The following is a 23,288-nucleotide window of genomic DNA, read 5'->3' on the forward strand; positions in this document are numbered from 1 at the left end:
GCCCGATCCAACTTCCCCACCGGCGTCAACGGAATCTCCCGCAACACCATGATCGACGCCGGAATCATGTAAGCAGGCAACGACTCACCGATGAAGTCGACGAGTTCGGTGGTGTCGAAGTCGATCGCGATGCCCGCCGCGTCGACCGTGGCCGCTTCGGGCAGCACGTAGGACACCAACATGGTCGTGCCGTTCGGTTGCCGTTTGCCCAAGGTCACCGCGAACTCGACATCCGGGTGGCGGCTCAGCGCGTCGTCGATCTCGCCCAGTTCGACGCGGAAGCCACGAACCTTCACCTGGAAGTCGGAACGTCCGAGAACCTCGATGCCGCCCGAACTCAGACGGCGGGCCAGATCGCCGGTTCGGTACATGCGCGACCCAGGACTACCGGCCTCACCGCCGAACGGGTTGGCCACGAAGCGTGTCGCGGTGAGACCTCGCCGGTCCAGATAGCCCTGCGCCAGCGCGGGACCCGACAGATACAGCTCCCCGATCACGCCGGCCGGAGCCGGGCGCAAGCGGGAATCCAGCACGAACAAGCCGAATCCGGGTATCGCGCTGCCGATGGTGACCGTCTCACCCGGCACGAGCGGCGCGCTGCTGGTCGCGATGACCGTGGCCTCGGTGGGGCCGTAACCGTTGATCATCGCGCGGCCGTCACCGGCCCACCGGTTCACCAGGTGGGGGCCGAACCTGTCGCCGATGACCATGACGACGCGCAGGTCTGTCAGGCCCGCGGGGTCCACCGATTCCAGCGCACCGGGAGTGATGAGCATGTGCGTGACGCGTTCGCGCCGAAGCAGATCGGCGAGTTCGAACCCGCCGAACACCGTCGGCGGGGCGATGACCAGGGTTGATCCGGTGGCGAAGGCGAGCAGCAGTTCCAGTACCGACACGTCGAAGTTCGGCGAGCAGATGTGCATCACCCGCGAGCCTTCCGTGACGTCGTAGCGCTCGCGTTCGGACGCCACCATCGCGCCCAATCCGGAATGGGTGACCACGACACCCTTGGGTCGGCCGGTCGAACCGGAGGTGAAGATGACATAGGCGGGGTGCTGCTCGGTGAGCAGCCGCACCCGATCGGTGTACGAGACCGGGTGCGCGGGCCACCGCCCGATTCGCTCCTGGTCTTGCGGATCGTCGAGTTCGATCCAGGGGAGGGAGGTGCCGAGCGCCTCGCGGTAGGCGGAAGTGGTCAGGCCGAGCGCTGCTCCGGAATCGGACACCATGTAGGCGATCCGGTCGGGCGGATAGGTGGGATCGATCGGCACATAGGCGGCGCCCGTCTTGGCGATCGCCCACACCGACAGCACCGACTCGAGCGAGCGCCGTATGCCGATGGCCACCACGTCACCGGGGCCCAGTCCTCGGTCGATCAACTCCCGCGCCAGCCGAGACGACGATTCGTCGAGCTGTCGGTAGGTCAGCTGTACGGTGTCGGCGGGGTCACCGGTCGGAGAGAATCGGATCGCCACCGTGTCAGCGGCGGATTCGACCGCGGCGGTGAGCAGTTGCCCGAAGAGGGGAGCGCCGGAGCGGCGACGGCGATTTCCACGCGCAGAACGGCGATCCATCTTCATTCCCGTACTCTCTCCTTCAGGCGGCGCCGGTTCTCACACCGAACACCCTCGATCCGACCCACAACCTCGCTACTTGCTCGCAATGGTGTCGCAGACACACTGGTAGTCCTCTCGCGAGAAGCCCAGAGTGCCTGCCCCCGCCCGGACAGTACACAGCCGGTGACCTGCCTACGGCACGGCATACGGCAGCGCCGGGCGAATTATGCTGCGTCTCACATCTTTCGCCGACCAGGCGCTCCAGTCCAGTGCCGCCGCACCCCCGCGGCCCTCGGTCTGCTTGCTCTGCGGCTCCCGAGGCCCGGTCTCGGCGGCGCGGGCCCGACCAGCTTGCTATTCCGAGAATGCAAGCGCAGCAAGCGATCTCGGCGAAAACGATGGCGCATAGGCGGGTCGGCGGTCGTGTCCAGGACGCGGTGATCCCTCGGCTGTATCGAGAGCGGTTGCCGTCCGCGGCGTCAGGGGAATGTGCAAGCGGGACCGCCGCCGGAACTGTCGACGTACCCGGCGCGCAGCATGCGCAGCAATCGGCACAGCGCCTGGGTGGCGGATCCGGTCGCCGCCGACCCGGTCTCCGCGATGGGCGCCTGCTGTTCGAGCGGCGCGGCGGACGCGGTCGGCAGCGGAGCGAGGAGTGTGGCCGTCACGAGGAGGCTCGTGGTGATCGCCTTCATGGGCACGAGTATTCGGCGAACTCCTGCGCGTCGCACGACCCCATTCATCGGGGCGCACCAGACGCCGTCCCCGCGATCCCGCCGCGCGGGTGGCGCCGCTACCGCTGGCCCAGCGGATACAACGACCAGTTCGTCGCCTCGATGGGCACCGCCGCGGCGGGTCGGTCCATCCGGCTCGTCTTGGATCCTGTGGTGAGTTCGGGATCGGTCCCCATGATGACGCGCCCTTCGTTGTTGACCAGCACCACCCGCCGGTCATATGCCCGGAAGCGTGGCAGCAGAATCTCCTCGATCGAGGCGGCCGGGACGTCCGCACCGGCGATTCCGAGGAAAGTTCCCGAGGTGATCGTGACCGGTACCGCGAAGGTGCAGACGTACTGATCGGTGCACGCGTAATCGAGACACGGCCCATGCGCCCAGCGGCGGCCCTGCTCACGCGGTATCGCGAACCATTCCATTCCGGTGTAGTCGTAGAAGTATTCGCTGTGGGGATTCAATTCCAGCACCAGGCGTTGCGGCCTGCGCTGCGCGTCCAGCAACCACCACTCCAAGTATCGGGGGCGATCGGCGAGTATGCCGTCGGCCATCACTACGCCCGCGCTTTCGAGCAGCTTCCCGCGCCGCTCGAGTTCGCCGACGATGGTCTCGCGCAGAAGTGCCAAGTCGGCCGATCGGGGGGCGAGTTGTCGCTCTCCGGTCAAGGCTTCCCACAGTGTGGCCAGCTCGGATCCGATGATTCCCAGCGACTGGTAGATGTCCTCGGCCAGCTCCGTGACGGCCGAAGCGAGCGACTCGACGGTCACCGGGGCGGCATCTTCATCGGTGTCCCTCATGGATCAACTGAGCTCCAGGCGAAGGGCGACGAGGCGGCGGATACGTGATTCGGTTTGTGATTCTGCCAGTTCTCTCGCCCGGGTATCGTCTTCTCTTTCGATCGCGTCCACCAAGTCACGGTGAGCGGTGGCTTCGGCCGCCGGATCCAGTTCCAACCCGGGCAACCAGAGCAGTGCGGAGAGTTCGGCTTGCAGAGCGACCTGGGCACGCGTCAATCGAGTGGATTGTGCGCACACCGCCATTTCGATATGAAAGCGGCTGTCGGCCCGGCGCGCCGAAGTGGGTTCGCTGCTGCCTTCCAGCCGGTCGGCCAAGGACCGCAGCCGGGCGATATCGGCCCGCAGTCCGCGGCGCGCGGCGAATACGGCGGCCGCGCCGGTGACGGCGAAGTGTTCGTCCCCCAGATCGCGCAATTCCTGGATGCTCATCTGCTGCAACTTCACCAAGGACGTGCTCTCCAAGGCCTCCGCGGTGCCCTGGATGAAACTGCCACCGCCGCGTCCGCGCTTGGTGTGCACGATGCCGCGTTGCCGGAGAACGGCCAGCGCCTCCCGCAGGGTCATCGTCGAGACGCCCAATTGGTTGGCCAGTTCGGTCTCACTCGGCAACTGCTGGCCGTCGACCATCAGGCCGAGGCCGATGGCGGCACACAATCGCTGCACCACGGCCTCGGTTTTCGGACCGCCACCCTCGAGCGGTGACAGCACGGCGCCGAGAGCGGACAATCCGGCGCTCTCCCGCTTGGACAACGCGAACTCCTCGATGGGATGTAGATCGATCCTAGTCAACGAACACTTGAAATATGAAGTCTGAGATTAGAGGTACCGGCCGTCGAATGCCCGGCTCGACACGGAAGCGGACGTACTCGAGCAGCGATAGTTGCGCCCCGGCATTGAACTATGACCTCTAATGTCTTATGTTAATCGCCGTGGAACTGGCCGCAGAGGCGCCCGGACCCACGGGCGTCGCGATCGGAGTGGGATTTCTTCATGCCGGAGAGCCGGAGCAGTCATAGCGAGCGACCACGGTGGCGAGCCCGCGGCCGTGGCGGGTCGGCAGCCTGGACGACGGTGTTACGGCCGGTCGACCATGAGGGCGAGCACGAACGCAGCGCGCGGCGCCAGGGTGTCGGCGATGGATGATGTGCGCCATACGGAAGTCGACGGTGTACGGGTGACCTGGCGTTTCGTGCGGCACCATCTGATCGCGATCGTCGCCGTGGACAACACCTGCGATGCGTCGCCCGTCGTCTCCTTCAGTCCCGAGAATTACCCCGACCTCGCGGGGGCACGAGAACTGTTCCCGGAGTTGGCGAGGCTGTGGGACGCGGTGCGCCGGGAGTTCTGGGCGAAACTCATCCCGCCGCTGCCCATGGCGACCGGGCAGCAGGCGTGGGCATGACGCCCGCCGAGCGGCCATGACTCGAGGCGGCGGCACGCCCGGCGGAATCGCCGGGCGTGCCGCTCGGTACCTACGCGGACCGGATCTCAGTCCCGCGTGATGGCCCCGTCCACGCGCCGCCAGATGCCGAGCGGGTTGTCCGCGCGGATCTCATCGGCGAGAAGGTCATCGGGGACGTTCTGATAGGCGACCGGACGCAGGAAGCGCTCGATGGCGCGGCTGCCGACGGAGGTGGTCGCGGGCGCGCTGGTCGCGGGGAACGGGCCGCCGTGAACCATCGCGTGGCCGACCTCCACTCCGGTGGGCCAGCCGTCGAAGAGCACCCGACCAGCGATCAGTTCGAGCTTGCCGAGCAGGGCTCCGGCGAGTTCGCGATCGGACGGCGCGGCGTGCACCGTGGCGGTGAGCTGGCCCTCGAGCTCATCGATCAGGGCGGCGAACTGCTCCTCGCCGGTCACCCGGACGACGATCGAGGCGGGCCCGAACACTTCCTCTTGAAGTTCCCGGTCGGCCAGAAACCGCTCACCGGTGGTGACGAACAGCTGGGGCACGCCGGTGCACACGGCGCCGGCGTCGGTCCCCGTCGCGACCGTGCGTACGGCTTCGGTGGCGGCCAAGCGGCGTATACCGGTGGCGAACGCGGACGCGATGCCCGGGTTCAGCATCGGTGCACCGGAGGCGGCGGTGACCGTCGCGCTCGCCGCATCGATGAAGTCGTCGGCGCCGGGGCCGTCGGCCAGGAAGACCAGGCCGGGGCTGGTGCACAGCTGCCCGACGCCGGTGGTGAGCGAGGCGACGAATTCGGCGCCGAGCCGCGCGCCGCGCTCGGCCAGGGCCCCCGGCAGCACGAACACCGGATTGACGCTCGACATCTCGGCGAAGACCGGGATGGGCACCGGCCGCGCCGCGGCGGCCGCGACGAGCGCGAGCCCGGCCCGCCGCGAGCCGGTGAAGCCGACCGCCCGGATCCGTGGGTCGCGCACCAGCGCCAAGCCGGCGTCCACGCCGCCGTGGATCAGCGAGAAGGTGCCCTCGGGCAGGTCGTGTGCGCGTACGGCCGCGCGCACCGCCCGGCCCACCAGTTCGGAGGTGCCCGGATGCGCGGGGTGCGCCTTGACCACCACGGGCGCGCCCGCCGCCAAGGCGGAGGCGGTGTCGCCACCGGCCACCGAGAAGGCGAGGGGAAAGTTGCTCGCCGCGAACACCGCGACCGGTCCGAGCGGGATCCGGCGTTGCCGCAGATCGGGTTTCGGCAGCGGACTGCGCTGCGGGTCCGGCCGGTCCCAGCGGGCGCCGGTCCAGCTGCCCTCGCGCACCACTTCGGCGAAGAGCCGCAACTGGCCGGTGGTGCGCCCGATCTCCGAGCGCACCCGGGTCTCGGGCAGCCCGGTCTCGGCGATCACCCGGTCGACGAGGACATCGCCCAGCGCCTCGATCTCCCGCGCGATGCTGTCCAGGAACGCCGCGCGCGGGCCGAAGCCGGTGTGCCGGTAGGACTCGAAGGCAGCCGCGGCCAGTTCGGCGGCACGGGCGACCGTCGCGTCGTCGGCTTCGCGGTACACCGGGCCGAGGTCGGCGCCGGTCGCCGGGTCGGTCGCGTGGAACGGCCCGGTGGCGCCCGGGACGTCCGTGGCGCCCACCAGGTTGGCGCCGGTCAAAGGCGCGGCATCGGTGCGTGCGGCGGTCATCAGCTCACCTTCTTCACGAGGTCGGCCAGCTCGGCGACTTCGACGTCGTCGAGGTCGGTCAACGGGCTGCGCACCGGGCCTGCCGGACGCCCGATCACCTTCATGCCCGCTTTGATGATGCTGACCGCATAGCCCGGCTTGCGATTGCGCAGGTCGCAATAGGGGATCACGAAGTCGTTGAGCGCGGTGCGCACGAACTCGGTGTCGCCGCCGCGCAGCGCCCGGTAGAAGGCGAGCGCGAATTCCGGCACGAAGTTGTAGATCGCCGAGGAGTAGGTCGTTACGCCCAGGGCCAGGTACGGCAGGGCGAACATCTCCGCGGTCGGCAGGCCGCCCACGTAGGTGAGCCGGTCGCCTAGGGCGGCGTAGATGCGGGTCATCTGCTCGATGTTCCCGATGCCGTCCTTGAATCCGATCAGGTTCGGGCACCGGTCGGCGAGTTCGGCGACGGCGCTCTCGGTGTAGGCGGCATTGGCCCGCGAGTAGATGATCACGCCGAGGTCGGTGGCCGCGCACACCTGCCGGACATGGGCGACCAGTCCTTCCTGGCTGGCCTCGGTGAGATAAGGCGGCAGCAGCAGGATTCCGTGCGCACCCGCCCGTTGCGCCGCCCGCGCCATCTCCACCGCGGTGGCGGTGCCGTACCCGGCGGGTGCGATGACCGGCACTCCCTCCGGCGCTTCGGCTACCGCGGCGGAGACCACCTGCTCCACCTCGGCGGGGGTGAGCGAGAAGAACTCGCCGGTGCCGCCCGCGGCGAAGAGGCCGGACGCGTCGTAGCCGCCGAGCCAGGCGATGTTCTCCCGATAGGCGGCCTCGTCGAACGAGCCGTCGGCGCGCAGATGGGTGACCGGAAAAGACAACAGTCCGGAGCCGAGCTTCCGGGCGATGTCCTGCGGTGCGGCAGTGGTCATGGTGGCTCTCCTGTTCGATGGGCCGGCTGAGCCCACCCTAGGAACGATTTATGATTCACGTCCAACACTGTTTGCATATCCTTCAATACAAGGTCGGTATCGAATGTTCACGTTCGTGCAGCTCACCCATTTCGTGGCCGTCGCCGAGGAACTGCACTTCGGGCGCGCGGCGGAGCGGCTCCGGATGACGCAGCCGCCGCTGAGCAGGCAGATCCAGCTGCTGGAGAAGGAGGTGGGCGCGGAACTCTTCGATCGTGCCAATCGCACCGTCCGCCTCACCCGTGCCGGTCAGGCCTTCCTGGTGGACGCACGCCGCCTGTTGCAGCAGGCCGAGCGCGCGGCGCTGGCGGTGCGCCGGGTGTCGGCGGGCACCGGCGGTGTGCTGCGGGTGGGTTTCACCGGCGCCAGCGTGCACTCCGGCCTGCCCCTGGTGCTGTCGACCGCGCGTTCGCTGCTGCCGGACGTCGATGTGGAACTGCGCGAGCTGGTGACGATGGACCAGGTGGAGGCGCTCTCGGAGGGATCGCTGGATCTGGGCATGGTGCGCCCGCCGATCACCCGGCCCGATCTGGCCACCCGCACCTTCGTGCGCGAGGGCTTGATCGCGGCGTTGCCCGGTGGTCATCCGCTCGCCGGCTCGGCCGAGCCCTTGCCGGTCACGGCATTGCACGGCGCGGAGATGGTCATGCACGCCCCGGTCGAAGCGCGCTACTTCCACCAACTGGTGACCAGCGTGCTGCACGCCGCGGCGGTGGTGCCGGTGGTGACCCAGTACATGACCCAGGTGCACAGCATCCTTGCCCTGGTCGACCTGGGTTGGGGCGTGGCGCTGGTACCCGAGTCGGCGGCGGGCATGCGGTTCGACAACGTCCGGTATCGACCACTGGCCGACGTCGCCAAGGTGGTCGAACTCGATCTCGTCTGGCCGCACGACCACGAGAACCCGGCGCTGACCCGCCTACTCGCCGGGCTGGGGCAACAGCGCGAAACGTCGTCCGATACCTTTCCTGTATCGATTCATCCGTAAATGGTGTTGGACGGGAATCGTGCCTGCTCTCTAAGTTCGGTGCTGTGAGGCGAGTCACTCGCCCCGAGGATCTCTTTCCCACAGCACCGTGGAGCGCGGTGGTGGTTCGACCGAAAGGAGTGGACGATGTCGTTCACTCGGCAGCCGACTGCGGAACTGGATGCGGCCGTATCGAAATTCTTTCGACGCGTCGTCCCGCTGTTCATCGTCATGTTGATCTGCAACCAGATAAACCGATCCAATATCGGCTACGCCCGCGAGTATCTCGAAGCGGACGTCGGCATCGGCGCCGCCGCGTACGGGTTCGGCGCGGGCGTGTTCTTCATCGCCTACGCGCTGTTCGAATTACCGAGCAACGTGATGATGGAAAAGTTCGGTGCGCGGATCTGGCTCACTCGGATCATGGTCAGCTGGGGGCTGATCTCCGCGGCGATGATGGTCGTGCAGAACGCCACGATGTTCTATGTCCTGCGCTTCCTGCTCGGTGCCGCGGAGGCGGGATTCTTCCCCGCGGTGATCTTCTACCTGGCCAAATGGCTGCCCAATAGCCACCGCGGCCGCGCCACCGCACTGTTCGTCGCCGGGTCGTCGATCGCGGCCGCGATCTCCGGGCCGCTGTCCGGTCCGTTGCTCTCGCTCGACGGCGGCGCTGGCCTGCACGGCTGGCAATGGATGTTCGGTCTCGAGGGAATGGTCTCGGTGATCGTCGGCTGTATCGCCTTCTTCTTTCTGGATTCCCGGATCGAAGACGCGAAATGGCTGACCGCAGGGGAGCGGAAAGCGCTGAGCGAAACCATCGCCGACGAGGAGATCGACAAGGCCGTCAATTCGGGTGTCGCGCACAAAGCGTCGCGCTGGCGCATGCTCGCCGATCCGAAGCTGCTGCTCTTCTGCTGGATCTACTTCGCCATCCAGCTCTCCATCTACGCCAACACCTTCTGGCTGCCCTCGATCGTCCGCCGCATCGACGGCGTGAACGACATCACCGTCGGCCTGCTCGCCTCCCTGCCGTGGATCTGCGCCGTGGTCGCCATGTACGTCTCGGCCCGGATCGGTGACCGCACCGGCAACCGGCGGCCGCTGCTGATCATCGCGCTGCTCACCGCGGCGGTCGGCACCTATCTGGCCGCGATCACCTCGCCGTGGCTCGCCCTGGTGTTCCTGTGCGTGGCGGCGATGGGCTTCAAGAGCGCGAGCCCGCTGTTCTGGTCCATCCCGCAGTCGGGACTGCACCCGCTGGTCCTGGCGCCGGCCATCGCCATCATCAACTCCCTCGGAAACCTCGGCGGCTTCGTCGCGCCGTACGGCTTCGGTCTGGTGAAGTCGGCCACCGGCGAGGTGACCTGGGGTCTGTACGCGCTGGCCGCCGCCTCCGTGCTCGCCGCGGCCTCGGTGCTGCTGCTGCGTGGTGCGCGCTCTATCACCGACGACTCCGGTTCCACCGCCGATCCCACCGCCGATCCCACCGCCGACGCCGCCGACCGCGCACCGGTCGCCTTCTCGAACGCCCTTGCCGCTACCACCTCGGAGAATCGGTCATGACATCCTCGCCGCGCACTCCGCGCGTCACCGGCATGCGCGTCGTGCCGATCGCGGGCTACGACAGCATGCTGCTCAATCTCAGCGGCGCGCACGCGCCCTACTTCACCCGCAACCTGGTGATCCTCACCGATTCCGAGGGGCGCACCGGGGTGGGTGAGGTGCCCGGCGGTGAACGCATCCGCGCCACACTGACCGACGCCAGGGAATTGGTGCTCGGCCGCTCCGTCGGCGACTATCACGCCGTGCTCGGCGACATCCGCCGCACCTTCGCCGGTCGCGACGCGGGTGGGCGCGGCAGTCAGACGTTCGATTTGCGGGTCACCGTGCACGCCGTCACCGCCGTGGAATCCGCGCTGCTGGACTTGCTCGGACAGCACCTGGAGGTGCCGGTGGCAGCGCTGCTCGGCGACGGCGTGCAGCGCATCGCGGTGCCGGTGCTCGGTTACCTGTTCTTCGTCGGCGACCGCACCCGCACCGACTTGCCCTATCGATCCGGCGCCGACGAGCCCGCCGACGCCGATACCTGGCAGCGGCTGCGGCACGAGGCGGCGCTCACTCCGGACGCGGTGGTCGCGCTCGCCCGCGCCGCCCGCGAGCGTTACGGCTTCCGGGACTTCAAACTCAAGGGCGGGGTGCTGGCCGGGCGGGAGGAAGCCGCCGCCGTCCGCGCGCTCGCCGAGGAGTTCCCGGATGCGCGGATCACCCTGGACCCCAATGGCGGGTGGCTGCTGAGCGAGGCCGTGGAACTGTGCCGCGGACTCACCGATGTTCTCGCCTACGCCGAAGACCCGGTGGGCCCGGAGGGTTCCTACTCCGGTCGGGAGGTGATGGCGGAATTCAAGCGCGCGACCGGTCTGCCCACCGCCACCAACATGATCGCCACCGACTGGCGCGAACTCGGCCATACCGTGCGCGCGGGCGCGGTCGACATCCCGCTCGCCGACCCGCATTTCTGGACCATGGCCGGCTCGGTCCGCGTCGCCCAGTTGTGCGACGCGTGGGGGCTGACCTGGGGCTCGCACTCCAACAACCACTTCGATGTCTCCCTGGCGATGTTCACTCACGTCGCCGCGGCCGCCCCCGGCACCATCACCGCCATCGACACCCATTGGATCTGGCAGGACGGCCAGCGCATCACCCGCGACCCCTACCGCATCGCCGACGGCATGCTCACCTTGCCCGCGCGCCCGGGACTCGGCGTCGACCTCGATGACGAGCGGATCGCCGCCGCCAACGAGCTCTACCACCGGGCGGGCCTCGGCGATCGCGACGACGCCGCGACCATGCAGTACCTCGTGCCGGGCTGGCGCTTCGACAGCAAGCGACCGGCGCTGGTGCGCTGAACTCGTCGCAGGGCCGCTCGGACACCGGATGTGAGGGGGTGTCCGAGCGACCCTGCCGCGTCCGTCGAATCCCCTTGACGAACATGTGTTTGGAACCACGGCGAGGAGGCATTACCCCAGCGGACAAGCTCGACAAGGAGGTTCGGATGTCGGCTGGAGTATGGGCAATCGTCATCGTCATCGCGATTGTCGTCGTCGTGGCCATCATCGCCTTGCTGGTGTGGCCCGTGCTGCGCAGGCAGCGACTACGGCGCCGGTTCGGCCCGGAATACGACCGGACGGTCCAGGAACTCGAGGACCGCAAGACCGCCGAGCGGGAACTCGCCGAGCGCGAGCGCAGACACTCGCAGTTGCGGTTACGCGATCTCTCGGACGACGAGAAACGGGTCTATTCCACCCGCTGGGTAGAGGTGCAGGAACGATTCATCGATGACCCCGCGGGGGCGCTGACCGAAGCCGACCGCCTCGTCACCACGATCATGTCAGAGCGCGGCTACCCCACGGAGAACTACGAGCAGCAGCTGGCGGATCTCTCCGTGGAGCACGCCGAGCCGCTGGGCCATTATCGCGCCGCGCACGATATCGCGACTCGGCCCGCGGGCGCCGCGGTGTCCACCGAGGATCGTCGCACGGCCATCGTGCACTACCGGGAACTGTTCGAAGACCTGGTCGGAGTGACCGATCAGGGGAAGAAGGACGTGAAATAATGAGTACCGAGTCCGAACGGCGGCCGTACAGCGTTGAGCCGGAAGGGGAGTCGGCGACAGCGGGGGAGACCCGCGCCGAGTCGCAGTACGACAGGTCCGGCGAGGCCGAGCGTCGTCACGAAGCAGGCGCGGCGGGCGAATCCGCGGCAACGCGCCCGGATACCGAGCGGGCGGCGAACCCTGATCTGATCGACGAGGCCGGACGCGCACGGACCACCGACGCCGCGTCCGAGCCGAATCGGCCCGGTCCCGTGGCCCAGGAAGCGGAGTCGGCCCGCGGGAACGCTCCGGCAGGACAGCACGCCACACATACCGAACTCGGCGACGATGCCGAGCGTGGCAGCATCGGGACGGCCGAACAAGCCGCTTCACACGACTCGGGTACCGGCTCGGGCGTCACGCCGAGCGCTGCCCCCGCGGCCGAAGACCAGCCCGCGCCGCTGTTCGCCGACACCGATCTGGATCGCCTGCGCACTCAGTGGCGGGAGGCCCAGGTGACCTTCGTCGACGATCCGAGCGACGCCGTCGCCCGTGCGGACACACTGCTCAGCGACATCATCGACCAGATCACCGCCACCTACCAGCAGCGCAAACGCGAACTGGACGAGCGGCGCGGCGACACGTCCGACACCGAGGGGCTGCGGCAGGCGCTGCGCGGGTACCGGGCGTTCTTCGACCAGCTGCTCTCGATCGGCGGCTAGTCACGGAAGTCGTTGCCCATGAGTGTCTTCCGACTGGCCGGCGGAACGGTCGATCACGCGACGAACTGGGTCGCCCGGCAAGTGAAAGCGCGGGTTCCCACCGCGGACCCCTCCGATCGTGACCCGAAGTTCATCGCGGACACCATGGGCCTCGGCTGGCTCTTGGTGCGCCTCTACTTCCGGGCGGAGGTGCGCGGCCTGGAGCGGATTCCCGAGCAGGGGCCGGTATTGCTGGTGAGCAACCACTCGGGCGGGAACGTCTCGCCGGAGGTGCTGGTGACGACCCTGGCCTTCGTCCGGCGTTTCGGCCCGCACCGGCCCTTCTTCCAGCTCGCCCACGACATGGTGATGGCCTACCCGGTGATCGGCTCGTTGCTGCGCCGCTTCGGCACTGTGAACGCCGATCCGGACAACGCCGAGCAGGCGCTGCGCGACGGTGCCGCGGTGCTGGTCTACCCGGGGGGCGACTGGGAGGTGCACCGCCCGACCTGGGAGGAGGACCGCATCGACTTCGCCGGTCGCACCGGTTTTCTCCGCCTGGCCTGGAACGAGCGGGTTCCGATCGTGCCGGTGGTGAACATCGGTGCGCAGCAGACCCAGCTGGTGCTCACCCGCGGGGACCGGATCGCGCGCCTGTTGCGGCTGGACCGCATGCTGCGGCTGAAGGTCTTCCCCATTTCGATCGCTCTTCCGTGGGGGCTCGACGTGGGTGACCTCGCCGGGCATCTGCCGTTGCCCAGCAAGATCACCGTCGAGTTCCTGGACCCGATCGATCTGCGGGCGGTGTCGGGTCCCGAGCTCGATCCGAAGGCGGCCTACCAGCATGTCACCGGGATCATGCAAGAGGCGCTGACCAGGCTGGACGAGGAACGCAACTTGCCGATCGTGGGCTGAACGGATCCGTCCGCGCCATTCGCGGCCCTGTAGATACCTTTTATGGTACCGTTCGTAACATATATTCCTGCGTGTGATGGAGGTCTCCCATGCGCGACATCGCGCATGAACAGGTCGGATGGTTCGCCGCACCCGGCGCCGAGGGCGGCGGAGCGGCGCTCGACCAGGTAGCGATCATGACCGGCGCCGCCGGAGTGGTGGCCCTCGTCCTGCTGTGGGTCGGGTATCTGCACCGCACCCGCCGGATCAGCTGGCTGCAGCGGGTCGCCGATCGTCTCGGCCGACTGTTCAATCGCCCCGGCTGGGTCGCCCTTCCGCTCGCGATGTTCCTCGCGACGATTCTGACGGCTTTGCTGGGCTTCATCTGGGATGTCAGCCTGCACGTGGGCAACGGCCGCGACAACGGCCCGCTGGCGAATCCGGCGCACTACTTCATCCTGGCGGGATTGTTCTTCCTGTTCACCGCCGGGATGTCGGCGATCGTGCTGCCCTTGGACGAAAAGCCAGGCGCCGCGGCGGTCCGCATCACCCGTACCTGGTACGCGCCCGTCGGCGGCATCCTGATCGCGGGCGCCGGTCTCTACGCCTTGATCGGCTTCCCCCTCGACGACATCTGGCACCGGATCTTCGGGCAGGACGTCACGCTGTGGGGGCCGACGCATCTGATGCTCATCGGCGGCGCGGGTTTGTCGCTGGTCGGTGTGTTGCTGCTCGAATTCGAGGGCCGGCACAGCAAGCCCGAACCCGACCGCGCCGACGGCCGGTTGATGTGGTTGCTGCGGTCGTTCGCCTTCGGTGGCCTGCTCATCGGGCTCTCGGTATTCCAGGTGGAATTCGACTTCGGCGTGCAGCAATTCCGGCTCGTGCTGCAACCGATGCTCATCGCCGCCGCGGCGGCCATCTCCCTGGTCGCCGCGCGCGCGAGCTTGGGGCCGTTCAGCACGCTGGTGGTGGTCGGCTTCGCCGCTCTGGTCCGGACCGTGGTGGCCGTGCTGGTCGGCGGTCCGATCATCGACGCGCCACGCAATGTCTTCCCGCTCTATCTGGGCTGTGCGGTCGTCGTGGAACTGCTCGCGCTGCTGCCGCTCACCCGGCGGCCGATCTGGTGGGGCGCGATCTGCGGTCTGGGGATCGCGACCGTCGGGCTGTGGCTCGAATCGCTCTGGGTCGGGGCGATGTTCGTCAACCCATGGCCGACCGCCATGTGGCCGGAACTGCTGGTGATGGCAGTGCCCACCGGCATCGCGGGCGGTGTCGTCGGCGCGCTGCTGGCGATGACGTTGCGGGGCGAGCCGCTGCCACGTCCGCCGGTGCGCCGCGGGTTGATGGTCGCCGCGGTGCTGATCGTGGCGGCCGCGACCGCCAACGGGTTGCTGATCGACGTACCGGAGCAGGCCACCGCCACGGTCACACTGCGCGACGCCGGATCGGACACGGACGGGAGGATGGTGCTCGCGGACGTCCGCGTCACGCCCGGTGATCTCGTCGGTTCCGATCCCGAATGGATGCAGATCCTCGCCTGGCAGGGCGGGATCGGCTCGGACAGTCCCGGCCGCGGGCTGGTCGTCGACCACCTGCAGCGAGTGGAGGCCGGGCACTACGTCTCCACCGAACCCGTTCCGGCTCACGGGTCGTGGAAGACCGTGCTGCGCATGCAGGACGGGCGCGTGTTGACCGCGGCGCCGATCTTCATGGCCGCCGACCCCGGCATCGGCGTCGAGGAGGTGCCTGCGCTCGCCTCGTTCACCCGGCCGTTCATCGGCGAGATCTCCGTGCTCCAGCGGGAGCGGTCGTTCGACTACCCCTCCTGGCTGTTCGCCGCGGCGTCGCTCGTCGTGCTGGCGTGCAGCCTCATCCTCGTCGGGGCGCTGTCCTGGGGCGCGGCGCGCATCAACGACCGGTATCCGCGCACGAGCCGAACGGCCGTACCGGAACCAGTGGTTTCGCGATGACTCGTGGCTCCGGCGGGGTGGACGTGCTGGCCGATCATTCGATCCTGCTCGCGATACCCGCCTTCTTGCCCGCCCTGCTCGTCGTCGCCGTCGTAGTCTTCGTCGCTGTGCGAGATCGTCGCGCCGAAGAGCGCGATCGAGCGTCCGGTTCGCCGTCCGAGCACGGCGGGGAGAAGGAGGAGTGATGGCATTCGCGCGGCATTGGGGCGCGCTCGTCCTCGTGGGTGGTCTGCTCGTGGCAGGCTGCGCCTCATCGGATCCCGCCGCCACCGCGCCGACGGCAACCGAAGCCGGGGAGTCGGACAGTCTCGTCGTCGCCGTGCGGATCGCCTCCGGCTCGGTGAGCCCGGCCGACGTCCGCCTGGAAACCAGGGTGGGACGACCGATCGAGATCGTGGTCGACAGCGACACCGACGACGAACTGCACGTCCATGCCACGCCCGAGCACACCTTCGCGATCGCCCCTGGTGCCGGTCAGCGGTTCCGCTTCACCGTGGACGTGCCAGGGCGGGTGGAGATCGAACTGCACCACGCCCGCCGCACGGTGGCGACGCTGCTCGTGCGCGGATGACAGTTCTCGCCCACGGCATCGGCGGCGCCACCGACCTGCCGATCCCGTTGTCGTACGCGCTCATCGGAGCCGCCTGGGCCTTGACCTTCTCGTTCGCGGTGCTGGTGCTCGCCTGGCGCGAACCCCGGCTCGATTCCCGGTCGCCGGGGGTCGCGCTGCCGTCGGTAGTGCGAGCTGTCGTGGACTCGCGGGCGGTCCGGGTCGCGATCTCGACGGTGAGCGTGGCCGCCACCGTCGCCGTCGTCGCGATCGGCCTGTTCGGGCCTTCCGACCCGGCACGCAACCCCGTCCCAGGTGTCGTCTACGTCTTCCTGTGGGTCGGTGTCATGGTCGCCTCGCTGGTCGCCGGACCCGTGTGGAAGGTCTTGTCACCGGTGCGTGCGTTGCATCGCGCCATCTGCTTGGTGTGGAGGCGTCGGCCCGCCGACGGTCTGGTGCGTTATCCCGATTCTTGGGGACAGTGGCCCGCGGTGCTGGGGTTGTTCTCCTTCGTGTGGCTCGAACTTGCCTACCCGGAACCCGGTTCGGTGAGCGCCGTGACCACGTGGTTCGTGGCCTACCTCGTGGTGAGCACGACGGGACTGATCGTGTGCGGCACCGCATGGGCCGAGCAGGCCGATCCGCTGGAGGTATACAGCAGTCTGGTGGGCAGGCTGAGCCCGGTCGGCCGAAGCGAGACCGGTGCATTCGTCCTGCGATCGCCGTTGGACAACCTGGCGGGCACCCCGGTGCGGATCGGCGGGGTGGCCGTAGCCGCCACTTTGCTCGGCTCGACGGCGTTCGACAGCTTCACCACATTTCCTTCCTGGCGCCGGCTGCTGGCCGACGCCGGTGACAGCGGATCCGATGTCCTGCCGACCCTCTTGAAGACGGCGGGGCTGCTGGGCTTCATCCTCGTCGTCGCCGTCGCGTTCCGGACCGCGTCCCGCGCCACCGGCGGCCTCTCCGCAGCCGAGCGGACATTGCTTCCGGTGCGCCTCGCCCACAGCTTGACCCCGATCGTCGCGGGCTATCTGGTGGCCCACTACCTCACGTTCCTGGTCGAGAAGGGCCAGTCGACGGTGCTTTTGTTCGCGGATCCGTTCGGACGAGGATGGAACCTCGCCGGCCTCGCCGACCGCGACGTCGCCTACCTCCTGTCCACCCACCCCGCGGTGCTCGGCACGATCAAGGTGCTGGCCGTGGTGATCGGCCACATCCTCGGCGTAGCCGCCGCGCACGACCGTTGCCTGCGGCTGCTGCCGCAGGCCCACCGGGTCACCGGTCAACTGGCTCTGATGCTGGTCATGGTGGGTTTCACCTTCACCGGTCTCTATCTACTGTTAGAGCACCCGTTCGGCAGCGAATTCGCCACGTATGTGGGTTCATAGCGCGTCGGGTTACCTGTCATGGTTCGGGGTCGCCGAGGCTTTGGCACCCGCGGGCGAGCCGTTGATTCCGAGACACTCCGCGACTTCACCGTCTCGGTTGAACCAGCCGCCCGGAGCAAAGCCATTCTCTCGCTGGTTGTTTCAGCTCGTGAGATCCAGGGTGTCGAAGTGGTGGGGGGACCAGATGCGGCGTGAGGGTTCCTCGGGTTGGAGCTGGGTGATCGGTTCGGCGTGGTAGCCGCGGGTGGTTCGTGCCTGCGGATCGTAGGGTGCCCAGCCGGGTTTGCCGGTGGTCGCGAAATTCGCCCAGCCGGTGCGCATGCCCGATTGCGGGCTGCGGTGCATCGGGCGGTCATCGAACTGGTGGTGGAGCGCGGATACGGCAACTGCACCGTCGGAGAGGTGGCGGTGCGCGCAGGGGTCGCCGATTCGAGCATCTACCGACGGTGGGGCACGCTCGAAGCGCTGACCACGGATGTGGCCATCACCTGGCTGACAACCAATTCGCCGATACCCGACACCCGCAGTCTCGACAGCGACCTGCGCAGCTACGCCGTGGGCGTCGCACGCGACGTGACCGGACCCAGGGGCTCGCGGTCCTACAGCTGGTCATCTCGCTGTCTCGAGGCGGTACGGCCGGAACCGAAGCGCGAGACCGGTTCCTCGCCGAACGCGGCAGGCAACTAGCGGAAATGCTCGACCGCGCCCGGAACCGCGGCGAGAATCCACCCGAAGCGCTCGACATACTCGCCCACATCCTCGCCCCCCTCTACATTCGGATCCTCTTCGGCATGGGACCGATCACCACCGACTACGTCGACCGACTGGTCGACCGAATCCTCGCCACTACCAACCCGCGCACCAGGACGGGCGGCGGGCCAGTGGCGGAGCCGGGCCGGTTGCCGTGAGCGGTTCGATGCGATCGCCCAGCACATCCGTGCGGAGATCGCGGGGACTGTCGACCCACTTTCCGGATTGATTGCGGCCGCTGCTAACGGGAAACCGTGGACGACGAACGATATCCGGACCCGAAGGTGCTGTGGCGGCCTGTCGTTGGTCTTCGCCGCGCGGGCGGGGTGTCGCACGATCGCAGGAGGTGTTGCATTGTCTGTCGACCGGCACGACGGGTATGCCATGGCGGGCGCTGACCGCCCTGGCGGCCCGGTCCATCGAAGTGAGGTCGCGGCCGCAGAACGATTCGCTGTCCGTAGTGCCGCGGCGTTGCTGGGTGTCGCGGCCGTCGGTATCGGCTTCGGTGTACTCACAGCACTGGTCCGGGCGCGGTGGGCGCCACTGCAGACCGTGGATCAAGCGGTCACCGACAGCCTGGTCTCCGTGGTGGCGGAGGACAGGATTCTGCGGAGGATCCTCATCGGTATCACCGATCTCGGAGGGACCGGCACGCTGGTCCTGGCGCTCGCCGTCGGCGGGCTCTGGCTGCTGCTGCGTCGTCTGCCACGACTCGCCGTCTACGTGGTACTCACAGGCGCGGGCGGACTGATTCTCAACCCGGTCGTGAAAGAGCTTGTCGAACGGCTACGTCCGGTGGTGGAGACTCCCGTCTACAGCACAGGCGGGTGGAGCTTCCCCAGTGGGCACGCGATGGGATCACTCGTGTGCTACGGCGTTGTCCTGCTGGTTTTCGCTCCCGCCCTGCAAGCGGGCCCGCGCCGCGCGCTGATCGGGTTCGCAGTCCTGATCGTGATCGGGGTCGGGCTCAGCCGGATAGCCCTCGGCGCGCACTACCTCACCGACGTCCTCGCGGGCTGGCTGCTCGGGTCGCTGTGGCTCGTGCTGGCCACCGTCGCGTTCCACCGATGGCGTGGCGACGCGCGAGTCGACGACGCAGGCCCGTTACCCGGTGACGTACCGCCGGCCGACGAAGACGACTTGCGGCCGGTCCCGCTTCGGCATCCGCCCACCCTGCCCCACCCATGGCGCGGGATCGGCGAGCTGGCGGTCGCGTGGGTGCTGCTCGTCGGGCTGCTCGTCGGAATCGGCATGCTGGTGCGCGCCCCGGAGTCCGAGGCCCCTGTCCTGCGGTGGGACCACGGCATTACGGCGGCGCTTGCCGAACACCGTAACCCCACGCTCACCTCCGTCCTCGGAGTGTTCGGCGAACTCGGCAATACCACCGCGGTCATCACGCTCGCCCTGATCGTCGCCGCTCTGGCGGTTGGTCTCCTGCGCAGCTGGCGACCGGTGTTGTTCCTCGGCATCGCACTGCTGGGTGAGATCACGCTGTTTCTGACCACCGCCGCGATCGTCGACCGTGACCGCCCTCATGTCCCACACCTCGATCCCGAGCTTCCACCCACCGCGAGTTTCCCCTCCGGGCACGTCGCTGCTTCGCTGACGCTTTACGGAGGTACCGCCGCACTCCTGTGGGCCACCACCCGCCGAGGCCGGTACCGGCTCTTCGCCGCCGCACCGATCCTGATTCCCGTGTTGGTGGGCGTGCAGCGCATCTATGCCGGTGCGCACCATCCCACCGACGTCATCGGTTCGGTCCTGCTGTCTTCGATATGGACCGTGATCGTCTGGTGGGTCGTCCAACCCGTCGCGACCTCTGGTCAGCCGCCGTCCCGGCCGAGTCCAGGAGCATCTGCCCACGACTCGAGTCGATCGCGGGTCTTTCGCGTATCCGGGTGGTCTTCTCGGTGCTCTGATCCCCGGCGCTCACCATCGGTGTGAGGTCATCGCGCACGAATCGCTGGAGTTCTCCGTGCAGGCCAGGGTTTCCCGGTGATCAACCGATGTAGGCGCAGCCGCCATACCCCCGCCAGAGCGTCCTCCGTCGCGGTGTCACCGCCATTGCGGGCGGCGACGGCGTCGACACGCAACTGGTCGAGTTCGACGCCCACCTGGTCGGCCTGATCCGGGCGCACCCGCCGCCACCAGCCCCCACGACGTCCTTGGCCCTGGCCCAGGCGTCGGTGGCCATCACGCTCACCGACGCCGTCCCCGCGGCCATCACGATCGGATCCCCTACCCAGCTCGAAATCCCATGGCGGCCAGCGCCGCTCGATCAGACCCAGCGGGAAGAAGGAGTGCGTCCCTCAGCGTGGTCATCGGCAACGCCAGCGCCACCATCCTGGGTGGGTTCCTGTCGTGTGGTGCCTACCTCTGGGACTCCCATCGTGCTGTGGAAGGTTCGGGTGCGAGTCCTGTGGGGGCGTCCCGGTTCGGGTGGGCCGCATACTCCATTGCAGGGTTGGATAACTTCTCCGTCTCTCACAAATCTCGCGATGACTTGGGATGATGGATTATCCGCCGAACCCGTTCTACCGTTGGGATTGCGCCAGCTCGCAGCTGCCCAGCCTTTGCTGTACCGCCTTCGCGGGGTGCCTGCTGCCGGGGTCGAGTGCGTGTCGGGGGATTCGAGGAGCAGTGCGGCGAGCCCGAGTATGCTCACCTGGTCCCGAAACACTCACGGCCTGTGGGGGTTCCGAGTTCCGTGTGGTTCGTTTCTGTTGTGTCCTGCTCTGCCTCGGGAGGTCGTCGTGCGTGTCGGTCGGTTGGTATCGGTTATGGCCGCGGTGATGCTCGCCGCGCTCGTCACCGGCGGCGGCCCCGCCGCCGGACAGAGCGATTACGCGCAGACCGGGCTCACCCTGCACAACAAGTACCGGGCCAAGCACGGCTCCCCGGCCATGACCTTGACCCAGAACCTGAACGCCCAGGCCCAGAAATGCGCGCAGTACTACGCCCAAAAGCGCGCGATCGATCACAGCTGCCCTTATAAGAACGGGTCCGGTGAGAACCTCGTCGGGGGACAGGGCAGCTGGGACGCTGTCTCCTTTGTCCAGATGGGCACGCAGATGTGGTACGACGAGATCAAGAACTACGACTTCGACAACCCCGGGTTCAGCATGTCAACGGGTCATTTCACGCAGTTGGTGTGGAAGGCCAGCACCCGACTCGGTATCGGGTACGCCTCGGAGGGCGGCTGGACTGCCGTCGTCGGTCTCTACAACCCACCCGGCAACGTAGAGGGACAGTTCCCCCAGAACGTGGCACGCCCGCGCTGAGCCGGGCCTGTCCACGGCGATCCCCTCCGCCGTAGCGTGACTGCTCTCGTGGATGTTCCCGGACCCCCGTTCCGATGCTGGGTCAGTTCTGGTATGCCTTGACTGCGGCTACGGCGAGGTTGCGGGTTTCGGTGCCGCCGGGCCCACTGACCTTTACCGTCTCGATGCGGTCTTCGGGGGTACCGTCCCAGCCTCGGGTCGGGATCGGTTGACCGACTCCGACGTAGGCGCGGATGCTGCATGGCGAACCTATTGCTGTCGTTGCTGGTGTAGTCGCCCAGCCATGCATCGCAGTCGTAGGGTGAGAACGCGCGCAGGTAGAACTTCTGCTTCGCGTCGAACGCCGCGCAGAATCCTTTGTTGCACCTGTGGTTTTCGGGCTCCTGGTCGAGTTCACGCGCGAGGCGTTGCGTTCCAGCAGCGGAGCTGATGCGGTCACGATCGCTCGTAGCGGTGTGCACGGGTCGATGCCGGGACGTGCGGTAGCCCAACAGTGGAACGCGACCTCGCCGGCCATCATCAGCGTTTCGACCATGCGATGGCCGCCGTGGGCCGGTTCGCTGCCGCAGGGAGCACAGCCGATCTCGCCGCTGCCGAAGCCGTCAGTGACCGCTTCCGCGGCGACACCGGTCCCGGACCCCGGCGAATTCGACTCCGTACTGCGCGATCTGAGTGATTTCGATGCGGATTCTGTCGAGGCACTGACCTCTCACCAGCGGATCGCAGACCGAGTGCGAGCAGCCCTTGGTGTGAGGTGTCAGATCGGTGGTACAGCGCTTGCCAGGTTGCGAGTTCGATACGGAAAGTTGCTCCACCTTCTTTTCGAGTCCTGACCGAGGCGTTCGAACCCGCCTCCCAACTGCGACCCTGAATCCGGTCAGCGGGACCCCACCTCGACGAGCGACGCAATTCACCTCGAGGGGATCCGTGCTGAGCGCCTGGATCACATCCGGTGCGAACACGATCGGAAGTCGCGAGCTGCGGTCCGGTGCACCCGCTCGGTGGTGGCTCAGCGAGTAGGACGCAACTCGATGATCGACCGCGAACCGGCCGGGACGGCCGAACCGACCTGTAGGCGGGCCGACTCGGCCAGCGCACTCAGTTGGTCGAGGGTGCGTTCCCGGCCGCGGACGTAGCAGAGCATCCGCAGATCTCCCTCGGTGTCCGGCGGGCTGCCCTCGGCATCGCCGATGTGGTCGACGACGAGCACCCTTCCCGTCTCCGAGGCCGCGTCGGCGCATCGCTGCAAGATGTGGACGGCAGCCTCGTCGTCCCAGTCGTGCAGGACACCGGAGAGCAGATAGCCGCCCGCTCCGGCGGGGAGGGGATCGAAGAAGCTGCCGACCTGTGCGTCGGCTCGATGGGCCAGTCCGGCGGAGGCGATGGCCCGGTCCGCGCGGGCCACCGGGCCGGGCAGGTCGATCACCGTCCCGCGCAGGGCGCCGTGGGCGTGAAGGAGGGCGATGAGCAGGCTGGCGTCGCCGCCGCCCACGTCGATCACGTGCCCCAGGGCGCCCCATGGATAGGCGTCGGCCACCGCGGGCGCGTCCTGCGCCAGCCGGGCTCCCATCAGAGCGTCGAAAGACGCTCCCAGCCCCGGGTCGGCGGACAGATCGTCCCAGAACGTGCGGCCGAACTGACGCGGGAACGCGGGTTCACCGGTGCGAATGGTGTGCAACAGCTGCGCGAAGCACAGATCGGCGCGCCCGACGGCGCCTTCCAGATCGATCCAGCGTCGCACTCCTTCCGGATGATCGTCACGCAGGCGCTCACCCAATGCCGTCAGGCCGTAGGTACCGGGAGCCACACGAGACAACACCCCGGCGGTCACCAGGTGGTCCAAGAGGCGTCCCAGCGCGTCCCGGTCCGCGTCCACCACCGTGGTCAGCGCCTGGGCCGTCCGCGTGCCCGCGGCGATGTGGTCGGCCAGCCGCAGCGTCGCCGCCACCCGGATGGCCATCGGGGTCACCAGGTCGGCAGCCGCCCACAGCGCACCACCCCACTCCGTCGGCTCCTCGGCCATGACCCTCCTCGATCGACAGCGTGCCCTTACCGGACTCTG

At 68.1% G+C, this 23,288-nt stretch carries 22 protein-coding genes and 1 pseudogene; 15 read left to right on the top strand and 8 right to left on the bottom strand.

Annotation, left to right across the window (positions count from 1 at the left end; all coding sequences use genetic code 11):
• From ACGF7Y_RS33300 to ACGF7Y_RS33315, 4 genes are all read right to left on the bottom strand, one after another.
• On the bottom strand, window positions 1–1,580 hold a 1,580-nt coding region (locus ACGF7Y_RS33300; RefSeq protein WP_393240935.1), incomplete at its 3' end, for an amino acid adenylation domain-containing protein.
• A gap of 455 nt (window positions 1,581–2,035) precedes the next feature.
• Window positions 2,036–2,251: a hypothetical protein gene (locus ACGF7Y_RS33305; RefSeq protein ID WP_393240938.1), complete on the bottom strand. Its 216-nt coding sequence runs from the start codon at window positions 2,249–2,251 to the stop codon at window positions 2,036–2,038.
• Between the two features lie 98 nt (window positions 2,252–2,349).
• A complete protein-coding gene (locus ACGF7Y_RS33310; protein WP_393240940.1) occupies window positions 2,350–3,084 on the bottom strand; it encodes a cache domain-containing protein in 735 nt (244 codons plus the stop codon).
• Between the two features lie 3 nt (window positions 3,085–3,087).
• Window positions 3,088–3,873: a FadR/GntR family transcriptional regulator gene (locus ACGF7Y_RS33315; RefSeq protein ID WP_393240943.1), complete on the bottom strand. Its 786-nt coding sequence runs from the start codon at window positions 3,871–3,873 to the stop codon at window positions 3,088–3,090.
• 346 nt (window positions 3,874–4,219) lie between these two features.
• Here ACGF7Y_RS33315 and ACGF7Y_RS33320 point away from each other — a divergent pair, with 346 nt between their 5' ends.
• On the top strand, window positions 4,220–4,486 hold the full coding sequence (locus ACGF7Y_RS33320; protein WP_040871936.1) for a hypothetical protein: 267 nt from the start codon (window positions 4,220–4,222) through the stop codon (window positions 4,484–4,486).
• An 86-nt stretch (window positions 4,487–4,572) separates the two neighbouring features.
• On the opposite strand, the gene ACGF7Y_RS33325 is transcribed toward ACGF7Y_RS33320, so the two are convergent.
• Together ACGF7Y_RS33325 and kdgD are read right to left on the bottom strand one after the other, a co-directional pair.
• Window positions 4,573–6,174 carry an aldehyde dehydrogenase (NADP(+)) gene (locus ACGF7Y_RS33325; protein ID WP_393240946.1) on the bottom strand — a complete coding sequence of 534 codons (1,602 nt, stop codon included), beginning with the start codon at window positions 6,172–6,174 and terminating at the stop codon, window positions 4,573–4,575.
• A complete protein-coding gene (gene kdgD, locus ACGF7Y_RS33330) occupies window positions 6,174–7,088 on the bottom strand; it encodes a 5-dehydro-4-deoxyglucarate dehydratase (RefSeq protein ID WP_393240949.1) in 915 nt (304 codons plus the stop codon). The genes ACGF7Y_RS33325 and kdgD overlap by 1 nt, the downstream gene beginning before the upstream one ends.
• 103 nt (window positions 7,089–7,191) lie before the next feature.
• On the opposite strand from kdgD, the gene ACGF7Y_RS33335 reads away from it, so the two are divergent.
• The 10 genes from ACGF7Y_RS33335 to ACGF7Y_RS33380 all read left to right on the top strand — a co-directional run bounded on the left by ACGF7Y_RS33335 (window position 7,192) and on the right by ACGF7Y_RS33380 (window position 17,195).
• Window positions 7,192–8,115 carry a LysR substrate-binding domain-containing protein gene (locus ACGF7Y_RS33335; RefSeq protein WP_393240952.1) on the top strand — a complete coding sequence of 308 codons (924 nt, stop codon included), beginning with the start codon at window positions 7,192–7,194 and terminating at the stop codon, window positions 8,113–8,115.
• 126 nt (window positions 8,116–8,241) lie between these two features.
• A complete protein-coding gene (locus tag ACGF7Y_RS33340; protein WP_393240954.1) occupies window positions 8,242–9,657 on the top strand; it encodes an MFS transporter in 1,416 nt (471 codons plus the stop codon).
• On the top strand, window positions 9,654–11,000 hold the full coding sequence (gene gudD, locus ACGF7Y_RS33345; protein WP_393240957.1) for a glucarate dehydratase: 1,347 nt from the start codon (window positions 9,654–9,656) through the stop codon (window positions 10,998–11,000). The genes ACGF7Y_RS33340 and gudD overlap by 4 nt, the downstream gene beginning before the upstream one ends.
• Window positions 11,001–11,146: 146 nt before the next feature.
• On the top strand, window positions 11,147–11,707 hold the full coding sequence (locus ACGF7Y_RS33350; protein WP_393240960.1) for a hypothetical protein: 561 nt from the start codon (window positions 11,147–11,149) through the stop codon (window positions 11,705–11,707).
• Window positions 11,707–12,408: a hypothetical protein gene (locus ACGF7Y_RS33355; protein WP_393240963.1), complete on the top strand. Its 702-nt coding sequence runs from the start codon at window positions 11,707–11,709 to the stop codon at window positions 12,406–12,408. Before ACGF7Y_RS33350 ends, ACGF7Y_RS33355 begins: the two co-directional genes overlap by 1 nt.
• A gap of 18 nt (window positions 12,409–12,426) precedes the next feature.
• A complete protein-coding gene (locus ACGF7Y_RS33360; protein ID WP_393240966.1) occupies window positions 12,427–13,302 on the top strand; it encodes a lysophospholipid acyltransferase family protein in 876 nt (291 codons plus the stop codon).
• Between the two features lie 89 nt (window positions 13,303–13,391).
• Entirely contained in the window at window positions 13,392–15,254 is a 1,863-nt protein-coding gene (locus tag ACGF7Y_RS33365; protein ID WP_393240969.1) for a hypothetical protein, read from the top strand.
• On the top strand, window positions 15,251–15,439 hold the full coding sequence (locus ACGF7Y_RS33370) for a hypothetical protein (protein WP_393240972.1): 189 nt from the start codon (window positions 15,251–15,253) through the stop codon (window positions 15,437–15,439). Before ACGF7Y_RS33365 ends, ACGF7Y_RS33370 begins: the two co-directional genes overlap by 4 nt.
• Window positions 15,439–15,825 carry a hypothetical protein gene (locus tag ACGF7Y_RS33375; protein ID WP_393240974.1) on the top strand — a complete coding sequence of 129 codons (387 nt, stop codon included), beginning with the start codon at window positions 15,439–15,441 and terminating at the stop codon, window positions 15,823–15,825. The genes ACGF7Y_RS33370 and ACGF7Y_RS33375 overlap by 1 nt, the downstream gene beginning before the upstream one ends.
• Complete coding sequence (locus tag ACGF7Y_RS33380) at window positions 15,822–17,195, top strand: hypothetical protein (RefSeq protein WP_393240977.1); 1,374 nt, start codon at window positions 15,822–15,824, stop codon at window positions 17,193–17,195. Before ACGF7Y_RS33375 ends, ACGF7Y_RS33380 begins: the two co-directional genes overlap by 4 nt.
• 141 nt (window positions 17,196–17,336) lie before the next feature.
• On the opposite strand, the gene ACGF7Y_RS33385 is transcribed toward ACGF7Y_RS33380, so the two are convergent.
• Entirely contained in the window at window positions 17,337–17,540 is a 204-nt protein-coding gene (locus ACGF7Y_RS33385) for a hypothetical protein (RefSeq protein WP_393241149.1), read from the bottom strand.
• Window positions 17,541–17,603: 63 nt separating this feature from the next.
• Between ACGF7Y_RS33385 and ACGF7Y_RS33390 the strand changes: the two genes are divergently transcribed.
• From ACGF7Y_RS33390 to ACGF7Y_RS33405, 4 genes and pseudogenes are all read left to right on the top strand, one after another.
• A complete protein-coding gene (locus ACGF7Y_RS33390) occupies window positions 17,604–17,882 on the top strand; it encodes a hypothetical protein (RefSeq protein ID WP_393241143.1) in 279 nt (92 codons plus the stop codon).
• A pseudogene (locus ACGF7Y_RS33395) lies at window positions 17,798–17,971 on the top strand (TetR family transcriptional regulator); the annotation flags it as partial. The gene ACGF7Y_RS33390 and the pseudogene ACGF7Y_RS33395, both read left to right, overlap by 85 nt.
• A 328-nt stretch (window positions 17,972–18,299) precedes the next feature.
• On the top strand, window positions 18,300–19,889 hold the full coding sequence (locus ACGF7Y_RS33400; protein ID WP_393240980.1) for a phosphatase PAP2 family protein: 1,590 nt from the start codon (window positions 18,300–18,302) through the stop codon (window positions 19,887–19,889).
• An 836-nt stretch (window positions 19,890–20,725) separates the two neighbouring features.
• Window positions 20,726–21,226 (top strand): CAP family protein, encoded by a 501-nt coding sequence (locus ACGF7Y_RS33405; RefSeq protein ID WP_393240983.1) that lies wholly within the window; start codon window positions 20,726–20,728, stop codon window positions 21,224–21,226.
• Between the two features lie 1,009 nt (window positions 21,227–22,235).
• Here the strand turns inward: ACGF7Y_RS33405 and ACGF7Y_RS33410 are convergent.
• Window positions 22,236–23,249: a methyltransferase gene (locus ACGF7Y_RS33410; protein ID WP_393240986.1), complete on the bottom strand. Its 1,014-nt coding sequence runs from the start codon at window positions 23,247–23,249 to the stop codon at window positions 22,236–22,238.
• Window positions 23,250–23,288: the final 39 nt, after the last annotated feature.

The sequence above is a fragment of the Nocardia sp. NPDC047654 genome (genome assembly GCF_043205035.1).
In the GTDB taxonomy this organism is placed as follows: domain Bacteria; phylum Actinomycetota; class Actinomycetes; order Mycobacteriales; family Mycobacteriaceae; genus Nocardia.